Origin of the sequence: Lipingzhangella halophila, assembly GCF_014203805.1 — a bacterium.
Taxonomy (GTDB): domain Bacteria; phylum Actinomycetota; class Actinomycetes; order Streptosporangiales; family Streptosporangiaceae; genus Lipingzhangella; species Lipingzhangella halophila.
The window spans coordinates 319,498-332,400 of record NZ_JACHJT010000001.1 but is presented as its reverse complement, the minus strand read 5'-3'; the positions used below and the strand labels follow the sequence as shown (position 1 = coordinate 332,400).

Genomic DNA, 12,903 nt, shown 5'->3' with positions numbered 1-12,903 from the left:
TCGGTTTTCGTGCCGATTGTCACATACTCCGGAGAATGTGTTGTGCCGTTGTGACCACGGAGGCGCACGGGACCTGATAGAACATAGGCCTTCCCGGACGCGCGCCGCTCCCGCTCCGCAGCGCGTCCGCTTTTCCGTGTTTTCATCCCCCAAGGGAGCCTTTTTGTATCCGAATCAGTGGCACACCCGTGCATCGCGCCTGCTCGGCGGAGCCGTGCTGCTCGCCGCACCGCTGGCGATCGCCGGAACCGGCGTCGCGTCGGCCGCTGGTCCTGACGGGAACAACGGCACAGTGAAGGTCCACAACGTCGATACCCCCGCGGACGACATGCGCAACGAGCCCAAGGGCTGCGAGTTCTACTTCGTGGGCTCCAAGTTCGACGGTGCGCAGCAGGTCACGTGGGAGGTGCGCGACAAGAAGGCCGAGGACCGCCCGGTCGTGCTGGACGGCGAACTGACGCTCGACGAGGACGGCCACGGCCGTACCGATGACCTCACCCTGCCCACCGGCCACTACAAGCTCTACTGGTACTTCGACGGCAACGGCGACAGCGAGAAGGGGGCAGACGACAAGGGCAAGAAGCACAAGGTCTTCAAGGTCGAGTGCGAGAACGGCGGTGACGACGAGGGTGACGACGGCGATAAGCCGGAGCCCACACCGCCGCCCGAGGACGGCGATGAGGGCGAGGAGAAGCCGCCCGCCGAGGACGACGGCAAGGACGAGGACGAGGGCGACCAGGACGGCACCGCGCCGCCCGAGGAGCCCGAGGAGGGTTCGGAGTCCGATGAGGAGAGCCCGGACACCGAGCCGGCCGGCAACTCCGATGACTCCGACGACAGCGAGGCCGACGAGGCCGCCAGCGGCGGGCTCCCGGTCACCGGCGCCGCGCTCGGTGGGCTGGTCGCCGCTGCCGCGGCCGCGCTCGGTGGCGGCGGCGCCGTGATGTACGCCGCCCGCAAGCGCAAGGCTGGCCAGGACGACAGCCCGGTGTCGACCGAGGAGTCCTGACCCGGAGCAGTAGCTGAGTCCACGGCCCGCACGGCCGTGAAAGGGGGCGGGCGCCCGCCGGGCGCCCGCCCCCTTTGTGCTGTCTCCACGGGCCTCTCGCCCGGTAGCCGCGCGGGCCAGTAGGGACTCGGCCTCCGGGCCGCGGATACGGGGACGGTCGGGTGCGGCGGCGTAGGCCGCCGTATCCGCTGGGCCGCCCATCCCCTTCTGCGCGGTCGCGACGTCCTCCATGGTTCCGACCTTGCCGATCGTGACAGGGCTGAGGGTTTTTCCGGCCTTATGGAGGATGGCATCGCTGGTGTCGCCGCACAGGCACGTCTTGTTCGTCGCGGAGGCAGGGCTTGTGCAGCACGCGCCCTCCGGGGTCGAGCCACGCGGCCCCGGAGAACATACCGACCCGCGCTCGCATCCCAGTCCTCGCTCTGGTGTTGTGCGGCAGCAAGGAGTAAATTGATTGACGAAGTCAATAAATTGGTTGAGGGAATCATGGAAAACACCACCCTGCCGGACGACAACACCCTGAACTCGGAGGTCGCGGCGGTCCGCTCGTTCAACCGGTTCTTCACCCGCAAGCTCGGCGTGCTCCGCACCGGCCACCTGGACTCCCCGTGGTCGCTGACCGAGGTGCGGATCCTCTACGAGCTGCTGCACCGCGAGCGCACTCGGGCGCCGGAACTGCGTCGCGCGCTCGACATGGACCCCGGTCAGCTCAGCCGGGTGCTGTCCAAGCTGGAAGGCGACGGGCTACTCACCCGCTCTCCCTCGCCTGACGACGCGCGCAGCCAGGAGGTCGTGCTGACCACCGCGGGCTCCCGCGCTGCCGCCACGCTGGACGGCCGCTCCAACGCCCAGATCCGCGAGCTGATCGGGCACCTGTCCGTGGACGGTCGCCGCCGGCTCGTCTCGGCGATGACGGCGGTCCGGCAGTTGCTGGAGGAACCGGAGGAGCGGCAGGCACCGACCGTTGTGCTGCGCCCCCTGCGCTCGGGAGACGCGGGGTGGGTGATCGAGCGGCACGGCGCGCTGTACTTCGAGGAGTACGGCTGGGACGAGACCTTCGAGGCCCTGGTCGCCGAGATCGCGGCCGACTACCTCCGCTCGCGCGACCCCCGCACCGAGTACGCGTGGATCGCGGAGGTCGATGGCGAACGCGCGGGCTGCGTCTTCTGCGCGCGCAAGGACGAGACGACCGCCAAGCTGCGGCTGCTGCTCGTCGAGCCCACCGCGCGCGGCCTCGGGATCGGCGGGCGCCTGGTCGAGGAGTGCCTCTCGTTCGCCCGTTCCGCCGGCTACGCGCGCATGACGCTGTGGACCAACGACTGCCTCACGGCCGCCCGACGCATCTACCAGCGGGCCGGCTTCCAACTGGTACACGCCGAGAAGCACCGCAGTTTCGGCCACGAGCTGGTAGGCCAGACCTGGGAGCGCGACCTCTGACCGGGGCCTGCCGTACCTCGCCGCCGTTCGGCGGGCGGGATGTCCGGCCCGTCAGGGGGTGGCCACTCCGTTGCGGTAGGCCCAGACGACGGTCTGCAGCCGGTCACGGACCCCGATCTTGGTCATCACCCGCCCCAGGTGTGACTTGACGGTGCTCGCCTCGATGACGAGCCTCTCGGCGATCTCGACGTTGGACAACCCCTGGGCGAGCAGCCGCACGATGTCGGTCTCGCGTTCGGTGAGCAGGCCGCCCGAGCGGGCGTCGCTCCGGCGCGCGGGCTTGCGCTTGGCGAACTCCGTGATGACCCGGCGGGTCACGGCCTGGTCCACCAGGGCGTAGCCATGAGCGAGCCGGCGCACGGCCGAGACCAGGTCGTCGGGTGCGGTGTCCTTGAGGATGAACCCGCTGGCGCCGACCTCAAGCGCCCCGAATACGTACTCGTCGAGGTCGAAGGTGGTCGCCACGAGCACCGCCGGCGGTGTTCCGGAGGCCCGCTCCAGAATCTCGCGAGTGGCCGTCAGGCCGTCGCCGCCGGGCATGCGCACATCCATGCAGACGACGTCGGGCTGCACGCGCTCGACGAGCTTCACGGCTGCCGGACCGTCACCACACTCCCCGACCACCTCAATGTCGTCAGCAACGTCAAGCATCACCCGGAAACCCGCCCGGACGACGAACTGGTCATCAACCAGGGCCACCCTGATCATGTGGAGCATCCTTCGCTGTGGCGCGGTCGGCCCCGTTGGCCGAGATCCTTCGCGTGAACGGCAGTGTAAGCCGAATGTGCCACCCGCCCGAATCCGTCGGTCCTGTCTCCAGCACCGCGCCGATGAGATATGCCCTCTCCCGCATCCCGACCAGACCCATCCCGCGCGAGTCCGCCGGCGACTCCGCGCGCTCGACGCCGGGCTCGTTCTCCACCTGGAGCACGACCTCGGACTCCCGATAGTCCAACTCCACCCGCACCCGCGCCCCCCACGCGTGGTCCCGCGCATTGGCCAACGCCTCCTGAGCCACCCGGTAGAACGTGACATCAGCGACCGGCGGCAGATCATAGGCACCCCCGGTGCGCTCCAGAGTGACCTCGCTTCCCAGCGCCCGTTCCCCCGCCACCAGACGGTCGAGCACAGCGATCCCGGGAACGGGCGCCCCCTCCGCCTCACCCTCGTCGGCCTCGGACGTCCCGGGCGGGTGCTCCCCGGGCTCCCGCAGCGTGCCGACCACCATCCGCAGGCTGTCCAGGGTCTCCTTGCCCTGGGACCGGACCCAGGCGGTCATCTCCGCGGCGGCCCGATCATCCCGGCCGATCAACTGCTCGGCCGCACCCGCCTGCACCACCATCCCGGAAAGATGATGCGCCGCGATGTCATGCAACTCCCGCGCCATCCGCGTCCGCTCCGCCCGGATCGCACTGTTCGTCCGCTCCCGCTGCGCCTCGGCCTCCCTGAGCCGCTCCAGCCGCGCGAAGCGCCGCCGCGTGGCCACGTCACTGCCGATGAAGCCCACCACGCCATAGCTGAACACCGCGGAGAGCGCCTGTGCCGCCGCGATGCCCAGGAAGTCGTGCGCCAACAAGGGCGTCCCCGACGCAAGCGGGAACGACGCGAACGCGAGCCCTCCAGCGGTGTGGACCACCGTGGCAGCCAGGAGAACCCAGACCAGCCGCCGCGGGGCGAGGATCGTGGCGCAGGTATAGGCCGCGATGAACGGCGCCACGCCCTGGAAGGCGACATCGGCCGGCAGCAGGGCGAGGACCGCGACCTGCGTCAGCACCACAATCGACAGGCACAACAGGGGACTGCGCCTGCGCACGCACAACACCAGCGACTGCGCGCACGTCAGGACGGTAAGAGCGGTCATGGTCGCCGGCGCGAACTCCGCTCCCTCCGCGCGCGCGACCAGGTTCAGCACCACGAGCGTGCTCACCGAGACCAGGGTCGCGAGCACTGCCAGGAGGATGTCGCGGCTCACCGGCCCGCTCAGCCCCAGACGGGTGAGCCCGGCGGTGAGCAGTGCTACAGGACAGGCAGTGGGAGCTCTGGACGGCTCGTGCGCTCGTCCGGTCTCGGAGTCCTCGGCACCCACCGTGTCGTCGAAGGTCATTCATCCGCCTGGTTCATGCGTGGGGAGGTCATGGGGATAACTCGGCCCGAGGCACCACCTGTCCGTGGCTGGACATGCCTCGGGCCGCAAGGGGCCGGTGGGGGCCGCTCCGGCCCCCACCGGGGGGCGCTCAGTACGAGACACTTCCTGCGACCATCGCGAAGTTGGCGGCGAACCAGCCGCTGCCCAGCAGCGCCAGCAGGACGAGCGCACTGCCGACGTAGCGCTTCCAGCCCGCCCCGCGCCGGATGTTGTCGTAGAGGACCACACCCGCCGGGATGACCCCGAACAGGCCCAGAGTCTGGATGCCCTGGATGACCTCAAGCACCGCGAAGGGAGTGTCCTGCCCTCCCATGGCCAACATGCCGACCGAGACCCACGCGGCGTACGCGAGCACGGTGGCGGTCACAGCGGCCCGTGTCAGGACGCGGGCCCACCGCCGGGCCGCCGGGTCGCGCTTGGGCAGGGACCGCACCTTGCGGACGATGGCGCCGATGGGCCACGAGACGATGGTGAGCAGGAGCACCACCAGGGAGGCGCCCATGATCGGCAGGGACACTGAAGACTGGGTCACAGGGTCGGCAGGCATGAGGGTGCTCGCCGTGGTCCCGATCGCCTCGACCTCGCCGTCGACCACGCGCGCCGCCATCGTGCTGCCCCCGTCGACCTCGCGCCACACCCAGGGCTCGACCTCCTCGAAGACCGCCGGTTTGCCGGTCGTAGGGCTCGGCTCCAGGAGGATCGTCCCGTCCTCCTGGGCCGTGATCTGGTGCTCATTGACGAGGTAGAGGGCCGACAGGAAGTTGCTGTGGATCGACCGCGAGTTCGCGTAGGTTCCCTCCAGCATCGCGGCGTGCTCCGATGCCGTGGACTCGACCTCCCCTTCGCCGGACTCCGCACCGGGGAAGTAGCGGTCGGCGAACTCCTCCATCAGGGCGGTGCGCAGCGTGACGTTGGCGGACCCCGGGTTCCCGGAGCTGTTCATGGTGAAGAAGATCCCCGTTTCCTGGTCGGGGAAGATCTGCATGTGGCTGTGGAACCAGTTGGTGTCGCCGCCGTGGCCGTAGATCCGGTTACCGTTGCGGTGCTCCTCGAAGAACCCGGGAGTCATGCGATGGCCGTCGGCGAGGCCGCCGAGGCTCTCGCTGCCCAGAGCGGGCTCGTGCATGGTCGAGAGCGTCTCGGGCGCCAGTACGGGAGATGGCCCCTGGGTGTCCCCCATCTGCGCGAGCATGAAGCGCCCCATGTCCGTCGCGGACGCCGTGAGTGCGCCCGCCGGAATGTCCGCGATATTCTCGAAGTCCTCCGGCGGTTCGCCTTCGGCGGCGTAGCCCTCCGAGAGCCGGGACTCCAGCTCCTTGGGCAGTGGCTGCTCGAAGCTCGACGAGTCCATCCCGGCCGGCTCCAGCACGTTCTGCTCGGCGTACTCCTCGAAGGACATCCCGCTGACGTTCTCGACGATGTAGCCGACGAGGTCGTAGCCGTAGTTGGAGTAGGCGGGCGTTGTCCCCGGCTCGTAGACCTGCTCCGGCGGGTCCTCAGAGACCACCTCACGCAGGTCCACCTCGGTGCCTGGCGCCTGGAACATCCCCGCGACCTTTTCCTCGAACCCGGCCGTGTGCGACAGCAGGTGGCGCACGGTGACGTCCTCGTCGAACGACTTCTCCAGCTCGAAGTCGAGGTACTCGTTCACGTCGGTGTCCAGGTCGATCTCTCCCGCTTCGACCATGTGCATCACCGCGGTCGCGGTGACGGTCTTGGACACCGACCCCGGGCGGAACAGCGTCTCGTCGGGGTCGACCGGCTCCTCCTTGGCCACGTCGGAGTGGCCATACCCGCGGGCGGTGAGGATCTCGCCGTCGTGGACGACGCTCACGGCTCCCCCGATGATCCCGGCCTCCTCGAGGGCCGCCGGCATGTTCTCGTCAAGCCAGGCGTTGACATCCTTCTCGGTGAGGTCGGCGGTGTCCTCCGGGGTGGAGGCCGGCGACTCGAAGGTGGGTTCGAACTCAGCGCCGCCACAACCGGTCGCGAGTACGGCGAGGGCTCCCGCGACGGCGAGTGCCGCGAGCGGGCGGTGGCGCCCACCGTGCCGTGGATGGGGGGATTGACGTGTTCGGTCGCGGGTAATCACGAAGTACTCCTGGGATCGAAGACATCGGGGGTTGGACTGTTGACGTCTCCCGATGCGATTGACCCCAGAATCTCCAAGTCAGCCGGGCCGGGTCTTCTGACCGGGGGAGGCACTTGGTTTACGACCCATGGGGGAGCCGCACTCACCAAAACGTTGGTACGCCGCCGGCCATGGCCCCGCGAGCAGCGAAGAACGGTCGGGCTCAGCGGAACTCCCGCCGGGCCCGAGCATCAGGTGACGGACAGTGTGAGCCGGACGCGCCACCCGCCCGAATCCGTCAACCCCGCCTCCAGGACCGCGCCGATCAGTTCGGCTCGCTCCTTCATCCCGGCCAGGCCCATCCCGCGCGAGTCCGCCGGCGACTCCGCGCGCTCGACGCCGGGCTCGTTCTCCACCTGGAGCACGACCTCGGACTCCCGATAGTCCAACTCCACCCGCACCCGCGCCCCCCACGCGTGGTCCCGCGCATTGGCCAACGCCTCCTGAGCCACCCGGTAGAACGTGACATCAGCGACCGGCGGCAGATCATAGGCACCCCCGGTGCGCTCCAGAGTGACCTCGCTTCCCAGCGCCCGTTCCCCCGCCACCAGACGGTCGAGCACAGCGATCCCGGGAACGGGCGCCCCCTCCGCCTCACCCTCGTCGGCCTCGGACGTCCCGGGCGGGTGCTCCCCGGGCTCCCGCAGCGTGCCGACCACCATCCGCAGGCTGTCCAGGGTCTCCTTGCCCTGGGACCGGACCCAGGCGGTCATCTCCGCGGCGGCCCGATCATCCCGGCCGATCAACTGCTCGGCCGCACCCGCCTGCACCACCATCCCGGAAAGATGATGCGCCGCGATGTCATGCAACTCCCGCGCCATCCGCGTCCGCTCCGCCCGGATCGCACTGTTCGTCCGCTCCCGCTGCGCCTCGGCCTCCCTGAGCCGCTCCAGCCGCGCGAAGCGCCGCCGCGTGGCCACGTCACTGCCGATGAAGCCCACCACGCCATAGCTGAACACCGCGGAGAGCGCCCGCCCGATTCCCGCTATCAGCGGATCACCCACCTCAACGGGGGGCGAGAGCGCAGTGAACGGCGGCAACGCGAACACGACCCCGCAGACGCCCAGGAGGGCCACAACCGCCGCCATAACCCAGAGCAACCGGCGCAACGAGAGGACGGCACCGCAGGTGTAGGCCGCGAAGAACGACGCCAACCCCTGGAAAGCGACATCGGCCGGCAGCAGGGCGAGGATCCCGACCTGGGCCGCCACCACGGCGGACAGGCACAGGAGGGGGCGGCTCCGGCGCACGCACAACACCAGCGACTGCGCGCACGTCAGGACAGCGAGGACCGCCAGGGAAGTCGGCGCGAACTCCATTCCCACCGACCACGCGACGGTCTGGAGCGACACGAGTATCCCGAGCGAGACCAGCGCGACGAACACGCCCAGGGCGAGATCGCGGCGGAACGGCCCGCGAATCCCCAGACGGGTGAGGCCGGTGTCGAGCGGTAACAGCAGGCGGGTGCTCGGCCCACCGGAGGACTCGTGCCCCCATCCGGCGTTGGCGTCCTCGGGCCCCGCGGAGTCCGCACGCGTCATCGATCCCACCTGGGTTGTGTGGCAGAGGGGACGAGAATAGCGCAACCCGGGGCACATCAGGCCTCCAGAGGCCTGATGTGCCCCGGGTTGGGGGCGCCCGGCGAGGGGCCGTTCCGGCCCCCGCCGGCGGGTGGTCAGTACGACACGGTGTCCGCGACCAGGTTCAGGACGACGGCGCACCAGGCGATGCCCAGCAACGCCAGCAGGACGAGCGCGCTACCGACATACCGTTTCCATCCCGTGCGGTGGCGGATGTCGTTGAAGAGGGCCACCGCCGCAGGGATCACCCCGAGGATGCCCACGACCTGGAGCGCCTGGATCATCCGGAGCAGCACCGTGGGGACATCCGTGAGCCCGGAGATCATGAGTATGGCGCTGGTCCACCCGGCGAGGGCGAGCACGGCGGAACCCACGCCCACTCGCGTCAGGACACGGGCCCACCGCCCCTCGGGGGCACGTTTCGGCAGGGACAACGTCCGGCGGACGATGGGACCGACCAGCCACGAGATGAGCGTGACTATAAGCACAACCAGCGAGCTGACAAAGATCGGCAGGACGACCGAGGAGTGGCGTTCCGGCTCGACGGGAAGCATGGTGAACGCCGAGGCGTAGCCGATCGCCTCGACCTCGCCGTCGACCACGCGCATCGTCAGCATGCGGTGCCCGTCCACCTCACGCCACACCCAGGGCGCGATCTCCTCATATTCCGTCGGGTGGAAGGTCTCCGGCCCCGGATTCGCGACGATGGTTCCGTCCTCGCGGGCCGTGATCTGCATCTCGCTATCGAGGGGCTCCGAGGCACTCATGAAGGTGCTCCCCGGCCTGCGCGCCGACACGTAGGTACCTTCGGCTACCGCGGCGTGCTCCGCCGCCGTGGGCTCGACTTCGGTGTCCTTCTCACCCGAGGCCGGGAAGTAGCGGGAGGTGAACCCCTCCATCAGGCTGCTACGCAGGTTGAGGCTGTCCGTGGCCTGGTGTCCGCTGCTGTTGAGCGAGATGAAGAACCCCGTGTCCTGCTCGGGGAGGAGGTTCATCTGGCTGTGGAAGACCATGGTGTCGCCCCCGTGGCCCACCATCCCGAGATCGCTGCGGCCCTCCTGGAAGAACCCGAGAGTCATCTGCGGCCCTTCGGCGAGGGTGCCGAGGGTGTCGCTGCTCGTGGCGGGCTCCTTCATGAGCGAGAGCGTGTCGGGCTGCAGCAGCTCGGAGTTCTGCGTGTGGCCCAGGTGGGCCAGCATGTAGCGCCCCATGTCGGTAGCGGAGGACGTCACCGCCCCCGCCGGGAAGTCGTTGACGGTCTCGAAGGGACTCGGCGCTTGGTCGGCGGTGGCGTAGCCCTTCGAGAGCCGGGACTCCAGCTCCTCAGGCAACGGCTGCTCGAAGGTGGAGGAGTCCATCCCGGCCGGCTCGAACACGTTCTGGGCGACGTACTCCTCGAAGGACATCCCGCTGACGTTCTCGACGATGTAGCCGGCGAGCGCGTAGCCGTGGTTGGAGTACGAGGGCGTCGTCCCCGGCTCGTACACCTGCTCCGGCGGATCCTCCGTGGCGACAACGTCCCGCAGTTCCACATCGGTGTCAGGGGGGAGGATCACGTTTCTGTACTCCTCCTCGAACCCGGCCGTGTGCGTCAGCAGATGGCGCATCGTAACGGGCTCGTCGAACGAGGTCTCCATCGGGAAGTCGAGGTACTCGTTCACGTCGGTGTCCAGGTCGATCTGGCCTTCCTCGACCAGCTTCATCACCGCGGTCGCGGTGAACGTCTTGGATATCGACGCCATGCGGAAGAGCGTCTCGTCGGGGTCGACCTTCTCCCTTTCCTCGACATCGGAGTAGCCGTATCCGCGGGAGGTGAGGATCTCGCCGTCGTGGACGACGCTCACGGACGCACCCGCGATACCGGCGTCCTCCAGGGCCGCGGGGATCTGGCCGTCGAGCCAGGCGTTGACGTCCTCCTCGGTGAGGGGCTCGCCGGGTTCCGGGTGCGGGATCGGTGGTCCGGGGGCGGGAGCGGGGCCCGACTCCGACTCCGACGCCGACGCCGACGCGGGGCCGGCGCCGCTGATCACGAGTAGGGCGATGGCCCCCATTGTGGCGAGTACAGCGCGGGGGCCGCGTTCGCGTCCTGAGCGCCGTGGCTGGGGGGGTTGACGTGTTGGATCGCGGGTAATCACGAAGTACTCCTGGGATTTGGCGACATCGGGGGTTCGGGCTGTTGACGTCTCCCGATGCGGTTAGTCCCAGACTCTCCAAGTCAGCCGTTCCGGGTCTTCTCACGTGCGTAGGTACTTGTCCTACGACCTGAGGGGGACCCTCGCTCGGCCAAACGGCGGGACGTGCCGCCGCCGCGGGTCGAGCACTTTCGGTGTCCGCGCGTGTCGGAGGCGCTACATAACCCGCCGCTGAACGCGCCGCCCATGCAGCGCACAAAGGTCCGGCCCGGCGGGAGTTCCCGCCGGGCCGGACCTTTGTGCGGCGCGCTCTGGCTCGCTAGCCGCGGTAGTGCAGGATGCCCCACGCCAGGTCACCGGATTTGCCACCGTTGACCCAGTTGCGCAGGCCTTCCTTCATCCGGTCCCGGTACTCCTTGCTGACCTTGCCTTCGAGCTCGTCCTCCCGGCTCTGCAGCTCAGCCAGCACCCGCCCGTAGTGCGCGGGGAGCTGCGGGCTCAGATCGTCGAACTCCACCTTGGTCAGACCGAGCCGGCTCGCCTCGCGGTCGTAGAAGCCCGGTGTTCCCATGGTCTCCAGGTGCAGCCGCCGCAAGATGGGCGCCAGCGCCTCGGGGGAGGCGTTGTCCGTGGCCATGGGGTCGGTGAAGACGAAGTGGCCGCCGGTGCGCATGACACGCAGGACCTCCTCGATCACCCGGCCGCGGTCCCCGCTGTGCAGCAGGGCGTCTTGGGACCACACCACGTCGAACCCGTTGTCCTGAGCGGGGATGTCTTCGAAGGACCCGTCCACGACGGTGATGAGGTGGTCCAGGCCGGCCTCGCGGTTCATCTCCCGGTTGCGCTCGTTCTCGACCTCACTGAGGTTGAGACAGGTGACCTTGCAACCGAAAGTGCGGGCGAGGTACCGGGCGGAGCCACCGTAGCCCGCGCCAACGTCGATGACGTCGGTATCGGGCGTCAGCGTGACCTTCTCGGCCATGCGCTCGACGGTCCGCCGGCTGGCCTCAGCGATGTCGTCCTTGTCCGAGTTGTACAGCCCGACGTGGATGTCGGTGCCGCCCCAGATCGTGTAGTAGAAGTTGTCCGCATCGCTGGAGTTGTAGTACTCCCGCGCGGTCTGGACCGCCGAGGAGTACGACTCGGAGAGCTCGTCGTCCGTGTGGTAGGCCTTCTCCGCAATGTGGATGTAGAAGTCGGGCTCGTCGCCCTGGTAGGTCTCCTGGAAGTCACCGTAGGTGTCAACCCGCTGGAAACCGACTTCCCGAAGCAGCCGCCGCGTGTAGTCCTTGCGCAGCGGGAACATGTTGAGGTGGTACATCGACTGGTCCGAGAAGCGGTACACGAACCGCGCCAGACCCTCGTCGACGTGCTCCGGCTCCGCGGAGACATCCTCGCCACAGTAGTAGTAGGTGTGCGAGTTTCCGTACTTGCCGTCGAGCAGCGCGTCGTAGTTGCGCTGATCGATGATCAACACCCCGTTGTGGTTGAGCATGGCGTAGAACTCGGCCAGAGCCTTACGCCGGTCTCGCTCGGAAAACAGGTGGGTGAAGGAGTTGCCCAGACAGATGATGGCGTCGTACGTACCGTGTACGTCCCGGTTGAGCCACCTCCAGTCCGCGTGGACCACGCGGAGGATGTGGCCACCGTAGCTCACGCCGTTGGCGAAGGCCTTAGCCAGCATCTCCGGACTGCCGTCGGCGCTGACGGTGTCGAACCCTTCCTCAAGTAGCCGCACCGAGTGGAAGCCCGTACCGGTGGCGACATCGAGCACCTTCCGAACGCCCCGCGCCTTCAACTGCTCGACGAAGAAGCGGCCCTCGCTGAGGTACCGGCGCTTCCAGTCAATCAGCTCGTCCCACTTGTCGACGAAGCCGGTAACGTATTCTTCCTTGTAGTGGTCGGTGTCGCGTACGGCGAGCGGGTCATCCCCGAATCGCTGCTGATCCTGCCCTTTAATAGGTCGACTCCTCACACTCGAAACACCCTCTCTCGTAGACAGCACACGACGCCGAGGGTGAAACTTCGCGTATGTCCATTGAAAAGCATGTACCCCACCCAATTTCAAGTGCGCACAGCCGTATGCACGGTGTTTTCGCAGGTCAGGGCGCGAAAAATTCGCTGGGTGATCCTCTGATACCCCTTGTATGTTCTGCCAACAGGAAGAGCTGAACCACCCTCCAGGGAGATTTTGCTCACCCTATTTGAAGCGCATAGCGCAACGCATTGCGAATTACGCACCAGAAGAAATCCGCCGCCCGGCCAATACCGCGCATTCCACAATCCGGTACGGCTGCCCGGCTCAGGGACCCGCAACACGTGCTGGATCCGCGCAACAGCAGCGGTTCCAGCGCTCTGCCGGACGCGGTAGGCGGTGTTCTTTGGGCTCGCTTCGCTCGCCGGGTCGGGCGCCTGGAGGCCGGGAACCTTCGGGCCCTGCGGTGTGGTCGCTCGTTCCTCGCTCCCCC

At 68.2% G+C, this 12,903-nt stretch carries 8 protein-coding genes; 2 read left to right on the top strand and 6 right to left on the bottom strand.

From position 1 onward, the window contains the following. Positions 1-163: 163 nt before the first annotated feature. Positions 164-1,009, top strand: coding sequence for a hypothetical protein (locus F4561_RS01605; protein WP_184574065.1), 846 nt, complete (start codon positions 164-166; stop codon positions 1,007-1,009). Positions 1,010-1,495: 486 nt separating this feature from the next. Then, complete coding sequence (locus F4561_RS01600; protein ID WP_184574063.1) at positions 1,496-2,446, top strand: bifunctional helix-turn-helix transcriptional regulator/GNAT family N-acetyltransferase; 951 nt, start codon at positions 1,496-1,498, stop codon at positions 2,444-2,446. Positions 2,447-2,497: 51 nt separating this feature from the next. Here F4561_RS01600 and F4561_RS01595 read toward each other — a convergent pair whose 3' ends face one another. The 6 genes from F4561_RS01595 to F4561_RS01570 all read right to left on the bottom strand — a co-directional run bounded on the left by F4561_RS01595 (position 2,498) and on the right by F4561_RS01570 (position 12,410). After that, entirely contained in the window at positions 2,498-3,154 is a 657-nt protein-coding gene (locus F4561_RS01595; RefSeq protein WP_184574061.1) for a response regulator, read from the bottom strand. Beyond that, positions 3,132-4,550, bottom strand: coding sequence for a sensor histidine kinase (locus tag F4561_RS01590; protein WP_184574059.1), 1,419 nt, complete (start codon positions 4,548-4,550; stop codon positions 3,132-3,134). The genes F4561_RS01595 and F4561_RS01590 overlap by 23 nt, the downstream gene beginning before the upstream one ends. 130 nt (positions 4,551-4,680) lie before the next feature. Next, positions 4,681-6,684, bottom strand: a complete 2,004-nt coding sequence (locus F4561_RS01585; protein ID WP_312885091.1) for a serine hydrolase domain-containing protein — start codon at positions 6,682-6,684, stop codon at positions 4,681-4,683. Between the two features lie 230 nt (positions 6,685-6,914). Then, positions 6,915-8,264: a sensor histidine kinase gene (locus F4561_RS01580; protein WP_184574057.1), complete on the bottom strand. Its 1,350-nt coding sequence runs from the start codon at positions 8,262-8,264 to the stop codon at positions 6,915-6,917. Between the two features lie 134 nt (positions 8,265-8,398). Continuing rightward, positions 8,399-10,354: a serine hydrolase domain-containing protein gene (locus F4561_RS01575; protein WP_184574055.1), complete on the bottom strand. Its 1,956-nt coding sequence runs from the start codon at positions 10,352-10,354 to the stop codon at positions 8,399-8,401. Positions 10,355-10,754: 400 nt separating this feature from the next. After that, a complete protein-coding gene (locus tag F4561_RS01570) occupies positions 10,755-12,410 on the bottom strand; it encodes a glycine/sarcosine N-methyltransferase (protein ID WP_184574054.1) in 1,656 nt (551 codons plus the stop codon). Positions 12,411-12,903: the final 493 nt, after the last annotated feature.

Excerpts from the sequence above, each read along its gene's own strand:
- F4561_RS01580 (WP_184574057.1), bottom strand. The coding sequence starts at position 8,264 with ATGACGCGTGCGGACTCCGCGGGGCCCGAGGACGCCAACGCCGGATGG.
- F4561_RS01595 (WP_184574061.1), bottom strand. The coding sequence starts at position 3,154 with ATGATCAGGGTGGCCCTGGTTGATGACCAGTTCGTCGTCCGGGCGGGT.
- F4561_RS01575 (WP_184574055.1), bottom strand. The coding sequence starts at position 10,354 with ATGGGGGCCATCGCCCTACTCGTGATCAGCGGCGCCGGCCCCGCGTCG.
- F4561_RS01600 (WP_184574063.1), top strand. The coding sequence starts at position 1,496 with ATGGAAAACACCACCCTGCCGGACGACAACACCCTGAACTCGGAGGTC.
- F4561_RS01590 (WP_184574059.1), bottom strand. The coding sequence starts at position 4,550 with ATGACCTTCGACGACACGGTGGGTGCCGAGGACTCCGAGACCGGACGA.